We start from the raw sequence: 19,868 nt of genomic DNA on the forward strand, positions 1-19,868 counted from the left end.
GCTGCAGGTACAGCGCAAAGATCAGGCATTAGCTTGTGGTGTGGTGGAGCAGCCTGGCCCGCATCCGGTGAAGGTGTGGCATGATTCCGTAGATGACGATGGGAACGGCAACCGTGGCAAGAACGAAGGTGCGCAGGATCGGGTGAAGCGTGCCCAGCCAGCTTCCAAAGAAGAGGTTGATGACTGTCAGCGTCGGGAACACGGCGAGCCAGATCATGAGCGCCAGTTGGTGTTTTGTCGGCGGTGCTGGGCGGGCGGCGTTTGATGGGACGGACATTGGAGTGCCTCGTATCTTTCTTGTTGGGTGTGGGGAAATGTGCCGTGGAAGGTGGGATCAGTTGGTTAGAAGCCCCTGTTGAACGCCTCGACAGCGTGGCGGACGTCCTCGTCGACCAGATCGACGTTGATCGCCGTGGCAGCAGCGGATGCTTCGCCTGCCGCGGTGATCACTTGGGCGCGGGGGTTGGCCACGTTGCCCGCTATCCACACTCCCGGCACGGTGGTCTGGCCGGTGCCGTCCTTGACAGCCCAGCCGGTTTCATCTAGGGCGCAGCCGAGGCCGACCAGGAGGTCATTGTTGGGAATGAAGCGCGGCGGCACGAACAAGGCGTCGCGCGGAATGATGCGGCCGTCGTCCATTTCGACGCCTTTGAGGTGATCATCTTCAGTAAGGATCCGTCTAACCTCACCTTCGACGAGCCCGATGGAACGGGCAATGAGCTCTGAGCGCTGAAAATTTGTCAGGTACCCGGCCGGCACGAAGAGCACGACATCCTTGGCCCACTGACGGACGATCTGTGCGTAGCGGACCGTTTCCGGTGAACTTCCGAGAACGCCGAGCTGCTGATCACGGACCTCGTATCCGTGGCAATAGGGGCAATGCAGAACATCACGTGCCCAGCGGTCGGCGAGACCGGGGATGGTTGGAAGTACATCGCGCAGCCCGGTGGCCACAAGGATACGCCGGGCGAAAATCCTCTGACCATCCGTCAGAAGCACCCAGAATCCGGTGCTGCCAGAAGGGACCAGCTCGGTGACAGTGCCTGCAATTATCTCGCCCCCGTAGGCCTCAACCTCGCCCCGTCCGAGGGACTGGAGTTGCGCCGGTGCCAGCCCATCACGCGACAAATATCCGTGCATGTGCGAAGCCGGCGCGTTTCGGGGTTCCCCCGCGTCCACCACGAGAACTCTGCGGCGGGCTCTGGTCAGCACTAGGGCCGCCGACAATCCTGCAGCGCCGCCGCCCACTATCAATACGTCGTAATCATTCATGGCTTTAGGTTCCCTCTGACTGCCAGGAACGGCAACAATCGTTGCTGTTTCTGGGACGCCGAGGTTTGATAGGTCGTATGAATGACCAATTGGAAGTGATCGCCGCAGCGCTTGATCAAGTGGGTGGGCGGCTCAGACGCCTGCGCATCCAGCGAGGCGTTTCCTTGGCGAGCCTCGCGGCAGCCACGGGTATCTCCAAGAGCACTTTGTCCCGGCTGGAGACCGGTCAACGCCGCCCCAGCCTGGAGTTGCTTCTCCCGTTGGCCCAAGCGTTTCGCGTTCCCCTGGATGAACTCGTCGGCGCGCCCGAAGTGGGTGACCCCCGTATCCGGCTCAAGCCCCGAAATGCGAACGGACGTACCGTCGTTCCCCTGACCCGTCAGCCCGGTGGCACGCAGGCGTGGAAAATTATCATTCCTGTCTCCAAGATCGAACCCATCCTCAAGACCCACGAGGGATACGAATGGCTTTATGTCCTGTCGGGCCACATGCGTCTTGTTCTCGGAGACCATGACCTGGTCCTGGGTCCGGGGGAGGTAGCAGAATTTGATACCCACGTCCCCCACTGGTTCGGCAGCACAGGCGACCAGCAGGCAGAAGTCCTCAGCCTCTTTGGGGGACAGGGCGAACGGATGCACATCCGCGCCAAAGCCAACAAGCAACGCAACGAATAAGTACGATAAACATCCCTTGCGCTGCATGAAAATTCTCCGTGGGGGCTCAGGCGCCGTCAGCGGGTCAAACCGCGAGACCACCAGTGCCCGGGGACAGTGAAATCGAGAGCCACTCTCCGGGAACGGCGGCCGCCCGTGCGAAACACCTCGAACGCTGCACCACCGACCCCAAAATACTCGCACTCCCGGGGACAGCGTGGATCAACCAACCCAAGGAAATCACCGAGAGGTCAGCCGCTTAACTCCCGTTGGCGTCATTCAGCTCGAAAGAATCCGTTTACGCGAGAAGTGCGTAACTGTTCCTGTCGAGGAGCCGACGTATCAGTACCATCGAGAACGCAAGAAGCCTTTCATGGAACCCGGCGCCGGATTTTGCTACAGGACCTGGTCATTCCACGAGGTGCTGCCCACTGAGTGGCAGCTGAAGCGAAAACGGTCGATCGGTTTCACTGCCTCATGGCCCCTCCATGAGCAGGGCTTTCCTTAGCGGTTGCTGGAGTCAACTTCACTGGGCGCCTGGACCTCGGCTCTTGGCGTGGTAGACCGCTTCTGTACGGATTTCAACAAGACGTTGAGAATGTCACCGACCGCGATTTCGTCCAGTCCTTCGCGGCGGAGCGGCAGGGTCGGATTCACCTCGTAGAAGTTGCGGCTGCCTACGCGGCTGCGGGTCAGATAGCCGCCCTCTACCAGCTCTGACACGATCCGGTGTGCCGCCCGCTCCTGGACTCCCACGCTGTCTGCGATCTCACGGATCCGGATGCCGGGGTGGAGCGCGACGCAGTAGAGCGCATGCAGGTGATTGGTCATGAATCCCCATTCAGTCATGTCGCCATTATATCTGATGTTTAAGACATGCATCCATTGACATGTCTTATATTGCAGCATACCGTTGCTCGTGTCGGCTAAAAAGCTTCCCCGCCGACATGCGTCGCGGATCTGTCTGGATTGGAGACGCCAACCGCAGCTGAGGTGCCGGTGCCCTGTGTAGGTGGCTGGCACGGCGCATGGAAGGATTTCTCATGGAGCGACAGTTCCCCTACCCCCTCGTTCTCGACGGCGAGTATTCCCCTCACCTGAGCCGCTGGCTGTGGCTCGTCAAGTGGTTGTTGGTCATCCCGCATGTCATTGTGCTGTTCTTCCTGTGGATCGCCTTCTTGGTGCTTTCGGTGGTGTCATTCGTCGCCATCTTGATCACCGGCCGCTATCCGCGGGCGATCTTTGACTTCAACGTCGGGGTGCTGCGCTGGAGCTGGCGGGTCGGCTACTACTCCTACAGTGCGCTGGGCACTGACCGCTATCCGCCATTCAGTCTGGCGGACGATCCAAACTACCCGGCCCGGCTGTATGTTGATTATCCCCAGTCGCTCTCACGTGGGCTCGTGTTGGTGAAGTGGTGGCTGCTGGCGCTGCCGCACTACCTGATCATCGGCGTCTTCACCGGAGCCGCTTTCGCCGGCTATAACCAAGTGCAGAACGGCAATGCCTGGGCATACGGCAGTGGTCTCATCGGTCTGCTGGTCTGCATTGCCGGCATCGTCCTTCTGTTTGCTGGCTTCTACCCGCGGGGCCTGTTCGACATCATCATCGGGCTGAACAGGTGGGTGTTCCGCGTCAGCGCATACGCAGCACTGATGACTGATGTTTACCCGCCGCTCCGGCTCGATATGGGCGGCAATGAACCCCCGTCACCGCCCGCTATAGCGTCTGACGACGCCCCGTTGATGCCGGCTCCCGTCCTCCCATGACGAGACCGGTGCCCAACGCGCGAAGTTACGTCGTGCGCCACTGATCCGAACTCATCACCGCAACTACATCGGGAGCACCTCATGGCCACCACCGAACGCATCCTCCAGCCCACATCCGGGCCACCGGGTTCGCCGGTGCGGCTGGCGAGGATGGCCGGTCTTCTCTACCTCGTTGTCGCGATCCTCGGCGCATTCGCGCAGATCGTGCGAGTGAATGTCTACGAGCCAGGGGACGCCGCGGCGACCTCGGCAAATATCGTGGCGAACAGCACCTTGGTACGGCTCAGCTTCGCCGCCGACTTGATCCAAGCGATGGTCTGGCTCGTGCTGGCGGTAGCTCTCTATAGGCTGCTGGGGCACGCAGGTAGAAATGTCGCCCGCGCCATGGTGGTTTTCGTCGCGGTCTCGGCTGCGATCACATGCCTGAACATGGTCAACCAGTTCGGGGCCCTGCTCGTCGCGACGCAAAGTTACTACTCCACCGCGTTGGGAGCGGACGGCTCCCACGCGATGGTCCTGCTCCTCATGGACCTACAACACTACGGCTACCTGATCGCCCAATTCACTTGGCTCTGGCTATTCGCCCTTGGCTTGCTTGGTTACCGATCGGGCATGTTCCCCAGATGGCTCTCGTTCCTGCTCATGCTCGGCACCGTTTGCTACGTCATAGACGCCCTGACACGGTTCCTCGCCCCGTCATTGGCGGACACGTCGGCTGCCATCTTCGTTCTGCCAGAGATCATTTGCGAAGTCTCATTGCTGGCGTATCTACTCATCCGGGGCGTGAAGACACCTCTCCCCACAGCCACCGGGCTCTCATCCGAGCCTGAACCAGTTCTTTAACCGCATCCCCGTCCAGGAGTAGCCATGCAGCATGTCGAAGCAAGGATTGACCTTCCGGCAGAACCGTCGGTGGTCTGGAATCACTTGGTGGATGCAGGGTCGATGGCAAGCTGGAACCCGTTCATTACCTCCATGTCCGGGGTTCTCACGGTAGGAGAACGTATCCAAGTGCGCATCGCACCGGTAGGGGGCAGAGCGATGACGTTCAAACCGCGAGTCACTGCTGTCCAGCCCGGTCGATACCTGGAGTGGCTCGGGACCATGGGCATCCCCGGACTATTCGACGGCCGGCACTCGTTCACTCTGACTTCCATCCGGGAAGGGGGCGCCCGCTTAGTCCAAGCAGAGGTCTTCTCCGGAGCTCTCGTCCCCTTCACTGGGAAACTCCTGCAGAAAACCGAAGCGGGCTTCAAAGCGATGAACGTCGCCCTCTTCACCAGACTTGAATTGACTGCGGAACCCGGCAGCATCCCAGAAGTAACCGGCAGCACTCCAGAAAGACGTCAACCAGACTCTACCCAGGCGCCAGAACGAGCAATGAGGATCGATGGTCCACCGATCGGGTTTCCGGAGAGCAAGTGGAACGAGCATGCCGACGGCCGCGGCCCATAGGATCCGATCCTCGACAACATCGCGAATCCAAGGGTGTACACGTCTGCTCCGAGGCCTCCAGAGCGCTCCAGTGAGGCGCCTCGCCGTCGCCAGTACTTTAGCTGCGACAAATGACGCGGCGCATGCCGGGAACTTGGAATATCCAATCAATCTCCGGAACTACACACCAAAGGAAGTAGCATCATGTCGCGAAGGATGGTCGCAGTCATCGTAGGGACCTTGTTCGTCGTTCAAATGGTCACCGCCGTGGTTGGAAATTCACTGATCCAAAGCTTCGTGGACGGCGGTATCGCAACGTCACCGCCAACGATCGGCGTGCTGCTCATGCTTTGTTCAGGCCTCGCCGTGGTCGGCATCGGATTCCTGATGTATCCGGTCCTGAAAGCGGTCAACCGGGAACTGGCTCTGTGGTACCCGATACTGAGGATCGTTGAGTTCCTAGTCTCCACCGCGTGCGGTATCTACCTCCTGACGCAGTTGCAGGTAGTCCCCAACTCCATGCTGTGGGTCTACATTCCCACAGGCCTAGGCGGTCTGGTCCTGTGCTACCTGCTCTACGTCTCCCGGCTGGTTCCGCGACCCATCGCGGCCATTGGGCTGGTCGGATACTTTCTGCTCTGCTCCGGGGTGTTGCTTGACCTCTTGGGCGTTCTTGACATGAACGCGGGACTGGGACAGCTCACACTTCTCCCCGGAGGACTCTTCGAGGTCCTGCTCATGCCGATCTGGTTGATCACCAAGGGATTCAACTCACCATCACCCCGAGGGCGACTAAAGCCATACGCCGTAACGACCTAACAGCTCCTTTCACTGGCCGCCCCGGCGGCGGGACAGAAATGAGCGGACAAGCCGCCACTGGTTTCTACCCCCACCGCTCCACCTCGACCTGGGAGAGAACGAGCCACCCACCGCAGACACCCCACCCGGGTGGGATCTGCCGGCGATGAACCCGATGTCGTACCGCCCCCACCACCCGGGACAATCCACGTAACGACACATCCACCTTCTAAAACGACCCATCCGCCTTCTAAGGAGTACACCATGGCCACCAACTCACACGCCACCCCGCCGCTTACCCCACACATCCCCAGGGCCCGCATGCACCCGATGCGGAAAATCTCCCTGACCGCCGGCATCCTGTACGTGGTTACGTTTGTCTCCATCCCCACCCTTGCGCTCTACAAAGCAGTGAAAGACGACGCCGGCGCCTTCGTTCTGGGCGCAGGCAGCAGCTCAGGACTGCAGTGGGGAGTCCTGTCGGAGGTCATCGTTGGCCTGGCTGGCATCGGCACCGCCGTAGTGCTGTACCCGGTGGCCAAGCGGGTCAGTCAAACCGCGGCCCTGGGATTCGTGGCCGCCCGGCTTGTGGAAACCTGTCTCATCTTCGTCAGCGTCGTCAGCCTGCTCTCGCTCATGACGCTGCGCAACGACGTGGCTGGCACCGCCGGGACAGATTCTGCCTCGCTGGTCACCATCGGCCACACCCTGGTCGCGAACTACAACTGGACGTTCCTGCTCTCAGGGAGCCTGATGCCCGTGGCATGCGACCTGTTCCTGGGCTACGTGCTCTACCGCGCTGCCCTGGTGCCCCGCATCCTGCCAGTCATTGCCTTCATCGGAGCCCCGCTGCTCCTGGCCTCCGATATCGCGGTCTTCTTCGGCGCCTACCCCCAGGTGTCCCCGATCTCCGCTCTCGCCGCAGTGCCCGTCGCCGTGTTCGAACTGTCCCTGGGCATCTACCTGATCGTCAAGGGCTTTAAGTCCACGCCACTGACCACAGAGGGAACCTCAACCCTGCGTCCGGACCCGCTCTCAACAAGCTGACGCGAACGCAACCAACCAGACCGGGGAGGCAGGGCGCCCACCGCACTGCCGGACACACTCCATGGAGTCCGCACCGTCCGGCGCGGCGAGGTCCTTCGGTCCTCCTGACTACGAAACGTGGACGGAGCTGACCCAAAGCATCCTTGAACCAACCCCAGGACCGGGAAACGCGGGAACCTTCGGGGCATGGTGTTGAAGCCCCAGGCGCATACAGCACGACCGGCCCGACGCCGGCCCTACCGGAAATCGAGTGTCATCATGAGTACGTCCTACACCCCCAAAGATGCGGACCGGGACCGTTCATCCCGTGGCAATCTCCAGCCCAGGGGACACATCGGATGGATCGTGGCCGGCTCGCTGGCCACCGGACTTGTCGCTGCCCTGGCTCTGGTAGCTGCTCCGTTCATCCCGGTGCAGGAGAGCTCCATGACTGGCGCGGTCCTGTGCGGATTCGCGGTGGGCTGGGCGATGCTGGCAGTACTCTCGGTGCGATTCACCGACCAGCCCCAGCGCTGGGCCGCGGCCCCGGCACTGTTCATGGGGATCAGCGGCCTACTGCTGCTGGTGTTTGGTTCCCCGGCGCGCGAGGTGCTCAGCTGGATATGGCCACCAGCCCTGCTGGTATTGGTGATCTGGATGTTCCTCCGCGTCCGCCGTCAGCTGCACGGCCGCAGCGGACGATGGCTGCTCTACCCGGTGATCGTGATCCTAGCTCTTGCCTCAATCGGCGGCGCCTACGCGGCACTGGGCGCAGCGGCGGATGCCAGAACATACCCAATGCCGGGGCAGTTGATCGATGTCGACGGACACGGCCTGCACCTGAGCTGCACCGGCTCCGGCAGTCCCACGGTCGTGCTGCAACCCGGTGCCGGCGAAATGTCCTCGAACCTTGGGTGGATTGCGCCGGCCGTGGCACGTGATACCCGCGTCTGCGTCTACGACCGTGCAGGCCGAGGCTGGAGCGAGCCCGCGGACACCGCCCAGGACGGCACCCAGATCGCCACGGATCTCCACACGTTGCTACAGCGCGGACACGTTCCAGGGCCCTACGTGCTGGCCGGCCATTCCTTCGGCGGCCTGTACGTACTCACCTTCGCCGACCGCTACCCGGATGAGGTCGCCGGGATGGTACTGGTGGACGCCACCGATACGGCGGCGGCGGTTAAAGCGGGGACAGCAACGCCCAGCAACGCGGGCTCCTACGATGTCATGGGCCGCGTGTCCGCACTTGCTTCGGTCTCGGCGCGACTTGGCCTACTCCGCCTATACGCGCCGCTTGAAGCCAGCGGACTGCCGCCGCGGTCCCAACAGGAGGTCAGCGCCAACATCGCGACCGCGAACAATCTTCGCAGCACGATCGACGAGTACGTCCAGGCCAACACCTCGATGCGGCAAGCCGCGGCACTGCAGGACTTCGCTGGCAAGCCCTTGATCGTCCTGACCGCGGGCATCGGAAGTGGCGCCAATCACACAGCAGAGCAGAACGACCTGGCCACCCTCTCCACGAACAGCGTGCATCGCACGATCGAGGGGTCAGATCACGAAGGGCTGGTCGCGGACGAAGAACACGCCGCCGCCACCACTGCGGCGATCCTCGACGTTGTCTCGGCCGTCCACAGTGGCGGGCCGCTGGATAAGTGATGCGGAGCGCAACCAGTCGCAAGAACCCCCTGACTGACGGTGCCCCACCAACAAATGCCAGCACGGCAGACCCGCCGCTACACGGGCAGTACCGATGATTTTTCGAAACACTTACGCGGGCGTAGTTGATGAGTCAACGTGAGTGGTGGATAGAGTGGGTGAGGAGCATGATCATGGCAGCCGGGCCGATAATCAGGTGTCGGTGGCGTACAAGCGCCGGGCGGTTACGGCCGCTATTTCAGCGCAGAGCTGCGACGCTGACCTTCAAGCGAGGTGAGAGGATGCCATCTCCGGAAGCCACACCGTTCATTGGTTCGCACGTTCATCACGTCCTGCTCGCAGCGGTCCTTGCTCCGGTTGTGTGTTCACTGTCAGTTGCTGTGGGGCCTGTGCGGGCGGCTTCATTGCCCCCCAAAGACATTCTGCCCCTTGAGTACGACGATCGAAGGCCCTATTGTTGCCCGGAACTGCACGCAACTGCCCGGCCGAGTTCAGGGAAGTGACAACTGCGGAATCTAGCCGATTTTGGTGACAGAATGTTGAAAATGATGAGCGGCAGGTGCTGAAAAAGATGACCAGATGCTCAGGAAAAGTTCGCTGAATTAGATGAGTAAAAGATGAGTGGGGGCAATTTTGGCCCCCACAGGTCCTGACTTTTGAGGTATAACCGCAGGTCAGGGCCATACTGTGCCCCGGACTGGAATCGAACCAGCGACCAAGAGAAACTCAGGACTCTCATGCCAACATTCTCCATTGACCGCCAGAAACCGCGTGTTTCCGGGGGAGTGCGGAACAACAGTGCCCCTTGACATGCCAGCAATTGTTGTGGGTTTCGTTGAAAAACGTGAGTAAAACGTGACCAAGCCCTGCACCGTAGCGCCGGAGCTGCTGTTTGACGGCCGTTTACAGGTTCATTGACACGGTGGATGGCATGTCGCTGGTTGTGAATGAAGGGCCGTCGTACTTCAACGCATTGTGTCGTTAGGGGCGTGGTTCAGGTCCGGCCGGCCACGCTGCCATGGTGGGCGGTGGAACATGCTTTTCGGTGATTTTTTGTTGGGCGTGTGAAGCGCCAATTGCCATAGTCTGGTTGCTTTTTGTCTCTTGATGGACTTCCCGGCGGGCGTGAATTTGGATCTATTTCGTGACCAAGCTGCGAACCTAAAAGTGACTGCCGGACACGAACGGAGTGGGAGCATTCGGTTTGGTGCGGGTCCAGTAAGTCTCGGAATGGTGGCAGATCTGCCCGTGGGGCCATGGAGTCGGCGCCCTGATCTATTCCCTGGTTTCGAGGCTTCCTGCCGTGATGGTGGCGAGGTCGTCACGGAACATTTCGGGCTCGGTCTCCGATGGGAGGTTTACCGTGTCTTCGGCTGCATCGAGAGAGTCGCTTGTGTCTGGTGTCAGGGCGGCGAAGAGGGTGGTGAGGTCTTCTTGTTCGGCTCCGTGGTCGGCGACGAGTTCGAGAGTTTTGTGGTCGGCGGACTCGACGCGAAGACTGTCGATGAGGACTCGGGCGATTTGGTCCCGGGCGATGACGCCGTCGGCGGGTGAGCCGGATTGTCGTCTGTCGCCTTGGAGCATGACGATTTTCCTCTGGTCGGGTTGGTTGTAGTCAAACCAGCCGGGACGCACGATGGTGTAAGGGCTGCCGCTGGCGCGGATGAGCCGTTCACTGCGCAGCTTCCATTGGGCGTAGGCGACGCCGGGCCGGGTGGTGCCGATGGCGGTCATGAGGGCGATGTGCACCCGACGGCCGCCCAGGGCTTTGAGTATGTTGGCTACGCCGGTGTAGTCGTTGTCCCGCACGTCCCGTTCGCTTGTGGTGGATCCGTGCGTGAACACGATCGCGTCGACTCCCTCGACGGCAGGGCCGAGGGTTCTGGGATGGGTCAGATCTCCGATCACCAGATCTACATTTTCGGGAAGAAGGCGGGCTGCGCGTTTCTGCTCACGGACGAGCGCACGGACGGTGTAACCCTGACGCAGGGCCTCGGCCACGGCGCAGCGGCCGATGCTTCCGGTGGCACCGACGATCAGGACAATAGAGGGGCGGTGGCTCATTGTTTCTCCTTGATAGTGGTCTTTGTCGTTTCACGCTGGGTGGCGGCCCAGCTGGCTAGAACTTTCAGTGCATCGTCCGACGGCGTCCCGGGCTCTGCCGTGTATACGTTGATGCGCAGCCCCGGTTCGCCAGCGAGCTCCAGGGCCTCAAAGCTGAGGTCCAGATCCCCGACGATCGGGTGGTGGAGCTGTTTCCGGCCTGTCCGGTGGTACTTCACATCGTGTCGGGCCCACCGGGTGCGGAACTCCTCGCTGCGGGTTGAAAGTTCACCGACTAGGTCTGTGAGGTCTTTGTCGTAGGGGTTTTTCCCGGCCGTGGAGCGTAGGACGGCGACCATGTCGTCGGCTGCGCGGTCCCAATTGGTGAAGAAATCCCGCGCTTTCGGGTTCAGGAAGGTGAACCGTGCGCTGTTCGGCGGGGTCACTTGCTCTGCCATCATGTCGAGGTAAAGGGCCTGGCCGAGTTCGTTGGCGGCCAGAACATCGCCGCGGTCGTTACGGATCCAGGCCGGGGCTGTGGTGATCGCGTCGATCACGCGCTGCAGGCTAGGCCGAACTGTCTGCGGGCTGCGCTGGCGTCGTGCTCGAGGGGACGCGGTTGCGGCGCGGGCGAGGTCGAAAAGGTGGGCCGTTTCGGCGTCGTCGAGTTTCAAGGCCCGGGCGAGTGCCTCAATGACGCTGTCGGAGGCGCCCGCGAGGTTTCCGCGCTCCAGGCGGACGTAGTAGTCCACGCTCATCCCGGCGAGCATCGCGACTTCCTCTCGGCGCAGGCCGGTGACTCGTCGGTTCCCGCCGTAAACGGGTAGGCCGGCCTCCTCGGGTGAAATTCTGGCTCGGCGGGAGGTCAGGAAGGTCCGCACGTCATCGCTGTGTGTCATGACATCCACGCTACCCGTCAGCTGACGCTCGAGGGAGGGACTGGCAGTACCCGGAACGACAGTGACTCCCGGCCTCACTAAAAACGCTGTTGCATTGAATCCATGAGACCTGCACCCACAAAGTCTGCCCATCCGGCAGCGATCCTGGCTATCATCCTCGCCAGCTATTTCATGATCCTGCTGGACAACTCGGTCATCTTCACCGCACTACCCAGTCTGCAGGCCGAGCTGACGCTGAGCACTGGTGAGCTTTCCTGGGTTCAGGACGCCTACACGTTGGTTTTCGGTGGGCTGCTGCTACTGGGCGCCCGAGCTGGCGACCTGCTCGGGCGGCGGCGCGTCTTCGTGTTCGGTCTGGTGGTGTTCTCACTCGCGTCCTTGTTGATCGGATTGGCTCCGACAGGGTGGTGGGCGATCGCCGGACGGGCGGTCCAGGGTATCGGAGCAGCGATCGTGGCACCTGCCTCACTATCCCTACTCACCGCGAGCTTCCCGGAAGGCCCGGCACGCACCCGGGCTGTCTCTTTATATGGTGCAACCGCAGGGATCGGTGCCAGCCTTGGCCTGGTCATCGGCGGGGCGTTGGCCCACTGGATATCCTGGCGGGCAGGGTTCTTCGTCAACGTGCCCCTCGGTGCTGTGATGATCATGCTCGCACCCCGGTTCCTCCCCGAGACCGGCCGGACCCGCGGACGTTTCGACGTCTTCGGGGCGCTTAGTGTGACACTCGGTGTCGGATCGCTCGTGTTTGGGATCATCAACTCCGCTGAGGCGGGTTGGGACTCGACGCTCACGCTCACAGCCGTCAGCACCGGCGTCGTACTTCTGGTCGTGTTCGTGCTGATCGAACGCAAGGCAACTCAACCCATCATGCCGCTACGCCTCTTTAGGAGCCGACGCCGCACAGGAGCCTACGTTGCCCGCTTCCTCTATCTGGGCGCGATGATTGGATTCTTCTTCTTCACCACACAGTTCCTTCAGATAGTGCTGGGCTTCAACCCGCTACAGGCCGGTCTCGGGTTCCTGCCCATGACTGCCGTGAATTTCGCTGTCGCGATGAGTATTCCCCGTCTCCTCAGACTGATGCCGGGCTCGGTGGCTCTCGTGACCGGGATCTTGATCACCCTCGCCGGGATGTTCTGGCTGAGTCGCGTCGGGATTGATTCCAGTTACGTCACGGGTGTCGCCTTGCCGATGGTCCTTATTGGAGCAGGCCAGGGTTTGGCCTTTGCGCCCCTGACCTCGTTCGGAATTGTAGGCGCACCCGCGTCCGATGCCGGGGCCGCGTCAGGCCTGGTCAACACCTTCCATCAGGTGGGCACCTGTCTCGGGCTCGGCATTGCTGTCGCGGCCGCAGCCACAGTCCCCTCCGGACCGTTAACGGTGCACTTGGCCGCGCAGGTCAGTGTCGCGTTGACGACCGGAAGCGTTCTCCTCCTCCTCGCCCTAGTCGTCGCCGTGGCACTCATTCTGCCCGCAGATTTGGCCCAGCGCCGCACCAAGGCGTTGCTCGTAGCCCGGCCGCTAGTCCTAGTCGAGACAACCCACTGAACCGACCGAAAGGGGTTCTGTCAGTACCCTGATCAGCCATCACTCCCAAGAAGTGCATAACAGGTGTTCACTGGAAACAGATCGAAAACTTGAGTAAAGGAATTTCAACATGCGAGCAACATTGATGTACGGCGCCGGAGACGTGCGCGTCGAAACCGTTCCCAACCCCACCATCAAGGAGCCCACCGACGCTATCGTGCGCATCGTTGCTGGCTGCATCTGCGGCAGTGACCTGTGGCCCTACGCCTCCAAGCCCGCCACTGAAGATGGTGCCCGAATGGGCCACGAGTTCGTCGGCATCATCGAAGAGCTCGGCTCCGAGGTGAGTGGCCTGGCCATCGGCGACTTCGTCATCGCACCGTTCGTCGCCTCCTGTGGCCACTGCGACTTCTGCCGGGAAGGCTTGCAGACGTCCTGCCGTCATGGCGGGCACTGGGGCGGGACTGACGACGGCGGCCAGGGCGAGTTTGCCCGCGTGCCCCAAGCCACCGGCACCCTCGTCGTCGTCCCGGCCGGTTTCGATGAAAAGTTGATCCCCTCCTTGCTGAGCCTGTCCGATGTCATGTCCACGGGCTACCACGCGGCTAAGAAAGCCGGTATCCGGCCAGGTCAGAGCGTCACTGTGATTGGCGACGGCGCTGTGGGCCTCTCCGCGGTCATCGCCGCCAAACTCATGGGCGCCTCGCGCATCATCCTCATGGGCCGCCACGAAGCCCGCACCAACCTTGGCCGAGAGTTTGGTGCCACGGATGTCGTCGCAGAGCGCGGCACCGATGGCATCGCCAAAGTTAAGCAGCTCACCAACGGTGACGGCACGCACGTCGTCTTAGAAGCTGTCGGTCTCACGTCGGCAATTGAGATGGCGATCGGCGTGATCCGCGACGGCGGTGTCATCAGCCGTGTTGGCGCACCGCAGTTCTCCGACGTTCCGCTCGGCTTCCCCGAGTTCCTGCGCAACGTTACGCTCACCGGCGGTGTTGCACCGGCCCGAGCCTACATCGAGGAGCTGTTGCCCCTGGTGCTGGACGGGACCATCGAACCGGGCAGGGTTTTCGACCGAACCATCGGCATGGATGATGTCCCTGCCGGCTACCAGGCCATGGCCGACCGCCAGGCCCTCAAAGTACTTCTTCGACCGTAACGACAGGATCAGGATTTCCATGAACATCACTCTGAACAATGGGATCGTCATGCCGGCCATTGGGCTCGGGGTCTTCCAGACCCCGCCCGAGGCCACCACCGATGCCGTGGCGACGGCACTGGCAACAGGCTACCGCCACATTGATACCGCCGCCGCGTACGCCAACGAACGCGAGGTGGGTGAGGGTATCCGCCGTTCCGGTGTCGATCGCTCAGCAATCTTCATTGAAACCAAAGTCTGGATTAGTGACTACGGCTACGAGCAAACGCTGCATGCCTTCGAGAAAAGTGCAGGCAAGCTCGGCGTCGACCAGCTTGACCTACTGATCCTCCACCAGCCCCTCTCCACGGCATTCGCCAAAACGATCGCCGCCTATAGGGCACTGGAAAAACTGCTCGCTGATGGCCACGTGCGTGCCATCGGTGTCAGCAACTTCATGCCAAGTCATCTGGCCGCGCTGCGCAAGCAGACGTCGGTGGTACCGGCCGTCAACCAGATTGAACTGCACCCCTACTTTACCCAGCCTGCAGTGCAACAGGCCAATAGGGAATCAGGCATCCTTACGCAGGCATGGTCGCCCATTGGCGGCATCACGTCCTATCGTGGCGACGCCGCGACAAGCACTTTCACCGATCCCGTCATCCTCGCCATCGCAGGAGAACACGGCAAGAGTGCCGCGCAGGTCATGCTGCGCTGGCAGCTCCAATTGGGGCATTCCGTCATTCCGAAGTCCATCCGTGCCGAGCGCATAGCCGAAAACTTCGATGTCCTCGGATTTGAACTCAGCCCCGATCAGATGACCGCGATGGCGTCCTTGGACAAAGGCGTGCGTGGCGGCCCCGACCCCGACTCGATCACGCTCGAAGCCTTTGGACGCGACATCCCTGAAGTATGAACCGGCCCGGTAACACCATCAAGTAACACGACCACAGGAGACGATCATGGACTACCGCCTATTGGGACGAACAGGAGTTGACGTCAGCCCGCTTTGCTTGGGCACGATGATGTTTGGTGCCTGGGGGAACAAGGACGTTGGCGATTCGATCCGGATCATCCACCACGCACTTGACGCTGGCATTAACTTAATCGACACGGCAGACGTCTACTCGGGCGGGGAATCAGAGGAGATCGTCGGGAAGGCACTTAAGGGCCGGCGTGACGAGGTCGTACTGGCCACCAAATTTTTCATGCCGATGGGGGAGGGGCCCAATCGCAGCGGCGGATCACGGAAGTGGATCATGCATGAAGTGGAGAACTCGCTCCGGCGCCTCGGCACCGATTACATCGACCTCTACCAAGTGCACCGCCCCAGCGCGCTGATGGATGTCGAAGAGACTCTCGGCGCCCTCACCGATCTGGTCCGCCAGGGCAAGGTGCGTTACATCGGGTCCTCGTCCTACACCGGATCCCAGATCGTTGAAGCACAATGGGCTTCCCGGGAACGCAACCTGGAGCGGTTCGTCACCGAACAACCGCCGTACTCGATTCTGGTTCGCGGCATCGAAGAAGACGTCCTTCCCACAGTGCAACGCCACGGAATGGGCGCACTGACCTACAGCCCACTCAGCGGAGGCTGGCTCTCAGGACGGTGGCGGAGAAATGCCGCATCAGTACCAACCTCAGCGGCACGTCCCAACGCCCGGTTTGATATGACAAGTCCGGCCAATCAGCGCAAACTTGACATCGTCGAACAACTCGCGCAGCTGGCCGAACAAACCGGGCTGACGCTCATCGAGCTGGCGATCGCGTTCGTGATCAACCACCCCGGTGTCACGTCCGCCATCGTGGGACCGCGCACCATGGAACAGCTCGAGTCCTACCTGCCCGCCGCCGACATCACCCTGTCCACGGACGTGCTGGACCGCATCGACGAACTCGTCGCGCCCGGAGTGACCGTCAACCCCGATGACAACAGCTACGGCGCTTACGAACTCACAGCGCAGGCACGACGGCGGACGCAGCCGTGACCGCAACGGCCCTGGAGGAACTCCATCATGCGTTGTTCGAAGCGATGGTGGCCGGGGACGTGGCAGGGCTGGACGCCATCCTCGCCGGCGAATTCACGCTGACGCATATGACCGGATATGTGCAGCCTAAGGCGGAATGGCTGGAAAGCATCGCGACAGGCCAGATGCAGTACCACCGGGTGGAAATGGTCGAGACCACCGTCAGTACCGAGGGCACCATGACCGCACTGACAGCCCGAACGCTCACCGACGCCACGATCTGGGGATCTAGAGCCACCTGGCGATTGACGCTGCAGTCCTGGTTCGAACCCCGCGGCGACGAATGGGTCATAGCACTCACCGTCGCATCAACCTGGTAGCAGCCCGACTTTCACAGCCCGTCCTTCGGATAAGTGCACTTGAATACAGATTGAAAGGAGATGTCATGGCAGGCTTGGAAACCGTCGTCCTGCTGGGTGTCGCTGTGCTCGCGGGCGCAATACTGGCTCCAAAGGTCCGTGTCGCCGCACCCTTGTTGCTGCTGGTCTTTGGGCTGGTCCTTGGATTCATCCCGCAGTTGCGGGCTATGGAGCTGCCTCCGGAGACGGTGCTGCTGATCTTCCTGCCGGTCATGCTGTTTTGGGAAAGCCTGACCACCTCGCTCCGTTCGATCCGGCGGGACCTGCGCGGCATTCTCCTGCTCAGCACCCTACTGGTTGTTGCCACCGTTTTGGCTGTGGCGGGCGTTGCACATCTCCTTGGCCTGCCCTGGAGTGCCGCCCTCATCCTCGGTGCGGCGCTCGCTCCGCCGGATGCGACGGCGGTTTCAGCCCTCGGGCGGATGCTGCCGCGCAGGAATTTCATGCTGCTTAAGGCCGAAAGCCTGACTAATGACGGCACAGCCCTGGTGTTGTACGCCATAGCGGTGGGTGCGGCGCTTGGCGGCAGCTACACGCCGGTCAATATCGCCGGCCTCTTCGCCCTCTCCTATGTTGGTGGAGTGGTCGCCGGCATCCTTGTCGCAGCTGCCGCCTATCTGCTCCTGGTCCGCGTCCGCGACCCGCTCATCACCAACATCGCCCTGCTCATCACCCCGTTCGCCGCGTTCCTCCTTGCCGAAGCAGTCGGCGCTTCGGGCGTGCTGGCAGTAGTTGTGGCAGGGTTGATCATCTCCTTCATCTCCAGCCGGATCAGCACCGCAGGATCCCGGCGCCAGACCGAATCAGCATGGCCCCTGGGTTCCTACCTCCTCAACGGTGCCTTGTTCGTTCTCATCGGTCTTCAGGTGCAGGCCGCCGTGTATGAAATCAATCCCCAGGACGTGTGGCGGTTGCTGCTCACCACGGTTATCGTTTGGCTGGTGCTCATTATCATCCGGTTCGTGTTCCAAACCGTGAGCATCACCGTCATCCGGGTCCTGGACCGCCGCCCCTCCCAACGCGGGCGCCGGATGAGCTATCGGGCCCGGGTCGTCAGCTCCATCGCCGGTTTCCGCGGGGCAGTCTCCCTTGCGATCGCACTGTCCGTGCCATCGGCGCTCAATGACGGCACCCCGCTCCCCGGGCGCGCGGACATCATCGTCATCAGTGCCGGCGTCATCGTCCTGACCATGCTCGTCCAAGGACCTCTGCTTCCCGCAGTAGTCCGCTGGGCCAAGCTTCCTGAGGAACCAGAGGAGGATGAACTCCGCATGGCCGAACTAACCATGGCTCTCGCCGCAGTCTCCGCCGTGGACGAACTCGCCCACGAACTCGGGACCAGCAGAGAAGTCCACGCCCGCGTCGCGGAGGAATATCGATCCCATCTGGCGGTCAACCAAGCACTGAAAGCCGGTTCCGATCCAGCGGCGACTATCCGATCGCGCCAGGAGGAAACCACGCTCCGCCAAGGTCTACTCGACAGGAAACGCCAGGTACTGCTGGAACTCCGCCTTGCTGGCACGGTCGATGACACCGTCGCCCGGCAGCTTCAGACCAGGCTCGATGTGGAAGAGCAGCGCCTCACCGGCGTCGAAACATACGACTGACAGCCTCCGGAACAACCATCCACAACCGAATCCACATCGAAAGAGGAATCACCATGACTGACCAACCCAAGCAGCTCGGCGGCGGCCGAAGAATGTTCGGCGATTTCGCTCCAAAGCTTGCCGAACTCACTGACGACGTACTCTTCGAGGACGTCTGGAACCGGCCTGAGCTCTCCGCCCGCGACCGCAGCCTGATCACCGTGGCCGTGCTCACCGCCGGCGGGCACACCGAGCAGCTGGCCTTCCACCTTGGCCGCGCCATCGAAAACGGCGTTACCCAAGCCGAGCTCATCGAAGCCATCACCCACGTCACCCTCTACGCCGGATGGCCCAACGGCATGGCGGCCATGGGCGTGGCCAAACAACTCTTCACCGACAACAAGTAAGGAACACCATGAACATCGAACCCTCGGTGCCCACCTCCAAAAACCCTCCGGCCCAGTTTGCCGGCGACGTCTGGCTGGACCCGATCGCACTGCCCCATGAAAGTGACCAGACGATGGTTGTCGCGACCGTCCGCTTCGCCCCCGGAGCGCGGACTGCCTGGCACTCCCACGTACACGGCCAATACCTCCGAATCACCCAAGGGGTGGGCCGATTCGGTACCCGAGACGGAAAGATCGTCGAAGTCCACCCCGGCCAGACGATCTACACCCCGCCCGGTGAGGAACACTGGCACGCCGCCGCCCCTGGCTGCTTCATGGAACACATCGCCATGCTCCAAAACGGCGAGGATCCCGCCACGACCACCACCTGGGCCGAGCACATCACCGACGAAGAGTACAACGGAAGCTAACCAGCAGGCGCCAGCCACCAGCCCAGTACCTCAGGGGGCGGTGCTCCCGATCGGCGACTGCCGGATATCCCGCGACATCCTCGCACCGAAGCTGTAGTTCTCAATCTACTGCGCAAAGACATAGCCAACTGCTGTCTGGAATACAACGGCCTTTCAACATATTGAAGTGGATCACTCCCAGACAAGATCATTGATCGAGTTTCCGTGCTGCGAATTGTCTCGGCTCGTTCTCCCTCGCATCAGACGCAGTTGGGGTGGCCCCCATTTGCCCATCGCATACCTGGTCTTGCAAGCTGCCCTGTCGAAGGCTTCTTATGGGACGAGCCGGGCGACCGGACTGTCTGGAGATGGTCGGGGTGGAGCGGGCGCGTCGTCGCCATTCAGTGTGCCGTGGGCAAGGCACGCTTGCCGAATTGCGAGAGCTGAAACGTCGACGCTGCGGCGCCTGTTCGCTTGCCGTTCTGCGGTTAGGCGATCTACTCAAAGGCCGTGTTTAGGACCGTGAGTAGGTCGATCGGAGGGCCAATATTGAGCAGCCGCCGGCCAAAGCACGCCTGGCCAGGAAAATCCGCGGAATCACACGGTTTTCCGCCCGTCGGTTGAAAAACGTGAGGGTAAATGGCACTCGCTTTGGTCGCAAACAATCCATTAACGTGAGCGTCTTTTCGTTCAAAAACGTGAGTAGAACGTGATTCGGCACCTCAGTGCACCCGGCCAAAACAGTAAAACCGCAGGTCAGAGGCCCTTTTGTGCCCCGGACTGGAATCGAACCAGCGACCAAGAGAATCTAGTCATCTGGTTTTTGCATGTTGTCGTTGACTGCCAAAATCCGCGGGTTTCCAGGGCTGTTGG

The 19,868-nt window shown here is 61.5% G+C and carries 20 protein-coding genes; 15 read left to right on the forward strand and 5 right to left on the reverse strand.

Features of this window, described 5'->3' with window-relative positions:
- Window positions 1–28: 28 nt before the first annotated feature.
- Both AC1L6K_RS10620 and AC1L6K_RS10625 read right to left on the reverse strand, forming a co-directional pair.
- A complete protein-coding gene (locus tag AC1L6K_RS10620) occupies window positions 29–277 on the reverse strand; it encodes a putative antibiotic biosynthesis monooxygenase (RefSeq protein ID WP_480952648.1) in 249 nt (82 codons plus the stop codon).
- Between the two features lie 65 nt (window positions 278–342).
- A complete protein-coding gene (locus AC1L6K_RS10625; RefSeq protein WP_480952649.1) occupies window positions 343–1,272 on the reverse strand; it encodes an NAD(P)/FAD-dependent oxidoreductase in 930 nt (309 codons plus the stop codon).
- A 77-nt stretch (window positions 1,273–1,349) separates the two neighbouring features.
- Between AC1L6K_RS10625 and AC1L6K_RS10630 the strand changes: the two genes are divergently transcribed.
- A complete protein-coding gene (locus AC1L6K_RS10630; RefSeq protein ID WP_480952650.1) occupies window positions 1,350–1,946 on the forward strand; it encodes a helix-turn-helix domain-containing protein in 597 nt (198 codons plus the stop codon).
- Window positions 1,947–2,429: 483 nt separating this feature from the next.
- On the opposite strand, the gene AC1L6K_RS10635 is transcribed toward AC1L6K_RS10630, so the two are convergent.
- Window positions 2,430–2,774, reverse strand: a complete 345-nt coding sequence (locus tag AC1L6K_RS10635; RefSeq protein WP_480952651.1) for a helix-turn-helix transcriptional regulator — start codon at window positions 2,772–2,774, stop codon at window positions 2,430–2,432.
- 194 nt (window positions 2,775–2,968) lie between these two features.
- Between AC1L6K_RS10635 and AC1L6K_RS10640 the strand changes: the two genes are divergently transcribed.
- The 6 genes from AC1L6K_RS10640 (at window position 2,969) to AC1L6K_RS10665 (ending at window position 8,614) form a co-directional block, all read left to right on the forward strand.
- Window positions 2,969–3,694 (forward strand): DUF4389 domain-containing protein, encoded by a 726-nt coding sequence (locus AC1L6K_RS10640; protein WP_480952652.1) that lies wholly within the window; start codon window positions 2,969–2,971, stop codon window positions 3,692–3,694.
- A gap of 81 nt (window positions 3,695–3,775) precedes the next feature.
- On the forward strand, window positions 3,776–4,537 hold the full coding sequence (locus AC1L6K_RS10645; RefSeq protein ID WP_480952653.1) for a DUF4386 domain-containing protein: 762 nt from the start codon (window positions 3,776–3,778) through the stop codon (window positions 4,535–4,537).
- A 24-nt stretch (window positions 4,538–4,561) separates the two neighbouring features.
- The gene (locus AC1L6K_RS10650) at window positions 4,562–5,149 is read left to right on the forward strand and encodes an SRPBCC family protein (protein WP_480952654.1); all 588 of its coding nucleotides are present in this window, start codon (window positions 4,562–4,564) and stop codon (window positions 5,147–5,149) included.
- 183 nt (window positions 5,150–5,332) lie between these two features.
- Entirely contained in the window at window positions 5,333–5,947 is a 615-nt protein-coding gene (locus AC1L6K_RS10655; protein WP_480952655.1) for a DUF4386 domain-containing protein, read from the forward strand.
- 243 nt (window positions 5,948–6,190) lie between these two features.
- Window positions 6,191–6,973 (forward strand): DUF4386 domain-containing protein, encoded by a 783-nt coding sequence (locus tag AC1L6K_RS10660; RefSeq protein ID WP_480952656.1) that lies wholly within the window; start codon window positions 6,191–6,193, stop codon window positions 6,971–6,973.
- Between the two features lie 258 nt (window positions 6,974–7,231).
- Window positions 7,232–8,614: an alpha/beta fold hydrolase gene (locus AC1L6K_RS10665; protein WP_480952657.1), complete on the forward strand. Its 1,383-nt coding sequence runs from the start codon at window positions 7,232–7,234 to the stop codon at window positions 8,612–8,614.
- A gap of 1,275 nt (window positions 8,615–9,889) precedes the next feature.
- Here the strand turns inward: AC1L6K_RS10665 and AC1L6K_RS10670 are convergent.
- Both AC1L6K_RS10670 and AC1L6K_RS10675 read right to left on the reverse strand, forming a co-directional pair.
- Window positions 9,890–10,678: an SDR family oxidoreductase gene (locus tag AC1L6K_RS10670; RefSeq protein WP_480948866.1), complete on the reverse strand. Its 789-nt coding sequence runs from the start codon at window positions 10,676–10,678 to the stop codon at window positions 9,890–9,892.
- Window positions 10,675–11,556 (reverse strand): helix-turn-helix transcriptional regulator, encoded by an 882-nt coding sequence (locus AC1L6K_RS10675; RefSeq protein WP_480948867.1) that lies wholly within the window; start codon window positions 11,554–11,556, stop codon window positions 10,675–10,677. Before AC1L6K_RS10675 ends, AC1L6K_RS10670 begins: the two co-directional genes overlap by 4 nt.
- Window positions 11,557–11,658: 102 nt before the next feature.
- Between AC1L6K_RS10675 and AC1L6K_RS10680 the strand changes: the two genes are divergently transcribed.
- The 8 genes from AC1L6K_RS10680 to AC1L6K_RS10715 all read left to right on the forward strand — a co-directional run bounded on the left by AC1L6K_RS10680 (window position 11,659) and on the right by AC1L6K_RS10715 (window position 19,016).
- Window positions 11,659–13,107, forward strand: coding sequence for an MFS transporter (locus tag AC1L6K_RS10680; RefSeq protein ID WP_480948868.1), 1,449 nt, complete (start codon window positions 11,659–11,661; stop codon window positions 13,105–13,107).
- 109 nt (window positions 13,108–13,216) lie between these two features.
- Window positions 13,217–14,248: a zinc-dependent alcohol dehydrogenase family protein gene (locus AC1L6K_RS10685; RefSeq protein ID WP_480948869.1), complete on the forward strand. Its 1,032-nt coding sequence runs from the start codon at window positions 13,217–13,219 to the stop codon at window positions 14,246–14,248.
- A gap of 19 nt (window positions 14,249–14,267) precedes the next feature.
- Window positions 14,268–15,143, forward strand: coding sequence for an aldo/keto reductase (locus AC1L6K_RS10690; RefSeq protein ID WP_480948870.1), 876 nt, complete (start codon window positions 14,268–14,270; stop codon window positions 15,141–15,143).
- A gap of 46 nt (window positions 15,144–15,189) precedes the next feature.
- Window positions 15,190–16,215: an aldo/keto reductase gene (locus tag AC1L6K_RS10695; RefSeq protein ID WP_480948871.1), complete on the forward strand. Its 1,026-nt coding sequence runs from the start codon at window positions 15,190–15,192 to the stop codon at window positions 16,213–16,215.
- On the forward strand, window positions 16,212–16,574 hold the full coding sequence (locus tag AC1L6K_RS10700; protein ID WP_480948872.1) for a nuclear transport factor 2 family protein: 363 nt from the start codon (window positions 16,212–16,214) through the stop codon (window positions 16,572–16,574). Before AC1L6K_RS10695 ends, AC1L6K_RS10700 begins: the two co-directional genes overlap by 4 nt.
- Window positions 16,575–16,639: 65 nt before the next feature.
- Window positions 16,640–18,220 carry a Na+/H+ antiporter gene (locus AC1L6K_RS10705; RefSeq protein WP_480948873.1) on the forward strand — a complete coding sequence of 527 codons (1,581 nt, stop codon included), beginning with the start codon at window positions 16,640–16,642 and terminating at the stop codon, window positions 18,218–18,220.
- 53 nt (window positions 18,221–18,273) lie between these two features.
- The gene (locus tag AC1L6K_RS10710) at window positions 18,274–18,606 is read left to right on the forward strand and encodes a carboxymuconolactone decarboxylase family protein (protein WP_480948874.1); all 333 of its coding nucleotides are present in this window, start codon (window positions 18,274–18,276) and stop codon (window positions 18,604–18,606) included.
- Window positions 18,607–18,614: 8 nt separating this feature from the next.
- Entirely contained in the window at window positions 18,615–19,016 is a 402-nt protein-coding gene (locus tag AC1L6K_RS10715; protein ID WP_480948875.1) for a (R)-mandelonitrile lyase, read from the forward strand.
- Window positions 19,017–19,868 lie beyond the last annotated feature (852 nt).

The sequence above is a fragment of the Specibacter sp. BI4 genome, from assembly GCF_056680095.1.

Coding starts and splice junctions, on each gene's coding strand:
- AC1L6K_RS10715 (WP_480948875.1), top strand. CDS start 18,615: ATGAACATCGAACCCTCGGTGCCCACCTCCAAAAACCCTCCGGCCCAG.
- AC1L6K_RS10660 (WP_480952656.1), top strand. CDS start 6,191: ATGGCCACCAACTCACACGCCACCCCGCCGCTTACCCCACACATCCCC.
- AC1L6K_RS10665 (WP_480952657.1), top strand. CDS start 7,232: ATGAGTACGTCCTACACCCCCAAAGATGCGGACCGGGACCGTTCATCC.
- AC1L6K_RS10675 (WP_480948867.1), bottom strand. CDS start 11,556: ATGACACACAGCGATGACGTGCGGACCTTCCTGACCTCCCGCCGAGCC.
- AC1L6K_RS10635 (WP_480952651.1), bottom strand. CDS start 2,774: ATGACTGAATGGGGATTCATGACCAATCACCTGCATGCGCTCTACTGC.
- AC1L6K_RS10680 (WP_480948868.1), top strand. CDS start 11,659: ATGAGACCTGCACCCACAAAGTCTGCCCATCCGGCAGCGATCCTGGCT.
- AC1L6K_RS10670 (WP_480948866.1), bottom strand. CDS start 10,678: ATGAGCCACCGCCCCTCTATTGTCCTGATCGTCGGTGCCACCGGAAGC.
- AC1L6K_RS10685 (WP_480948869.1), top strand. CDS start 13,217: ATGCGAGCAACATTGATGTACGGCGCCGGAGACGTGCGCGTCGAAACC.
- AC1L6K_RS10650 (WP_480952654.1), top strand. CDS start 4,562: ATGCAGCATGTCGAAGCAAGGATTGACCTTCCGGCAGAACCGTCGGTG.
- AC1L6K_RS10630 (WP_480952650.1), top strand. CDS start 1,350: ATGAATGACCAATTGGAAGTGATCGCCGCAGCGCTTGATCAAGTGGGT.
- AC1L6K_RS10690 (WP_480948870.1), top strand. CDS start 14,268: ATGAACATCACTCTGAACAATGGGATCGTCATGCCGGCCATTGGGCTC.
- AC1L6K_RS10640 (WP_480952652.1), top strand. CDS start 2,969: ATGGAGCGACAGTTCCCCTACCCCCTCGTTCTCGACGGCGAGTATTCC.
- AC1L6K_RS10620 (WP_480952648.1), bottom strand. CDS start 277: ATGTCCGTCCCATCAAACGCCGCCCGCCCAGCACCGCCGACAAAACAC.
- AC1L6K_RS10695 (WP_480948871.1), top strand. CDS start 15,190: ATGGACTACCGCCTATTGGGACGAACAGGAGTTGACGTCAGCCCGCTT.
- AC1L6K_RS10655 (WP_480952655.1), top strand. CDS start 5,333: ATGTCGCGAAGGATGGTCGCAGTCATCGTAGGGACCTTGTTCGTCGTT.
- AC1L6K_RS10710 (WP_480948874.1), top strand. CDS start 18,274: ATGACTGACCAACCCAAGCAGCTCGGCGGCGGCCGAAGAATGTTCGGC.
- AC1L6K_RS10645 (WP_480952653.1), top strand. CDS start 3,776: ATGGCCACCACCGAACGCATCCTCCAGCCCACATCCGGGCCACCGGGT.
- AC1L6K_RS10705 (WP_480948873.1), top strand. CDS start 16,640: ATGGCAGGCTTGGAAACCGTCGTCCTGCTGGGTGTCGCTGTGCTCGCG.
- AC1L6K_RS10625 (WP_480952649.1), bottom strand. CDS start 1,272: ATGAATGATTACGACGTATTGATAGTGGGCGGCGGCGCTGCAGGATTG.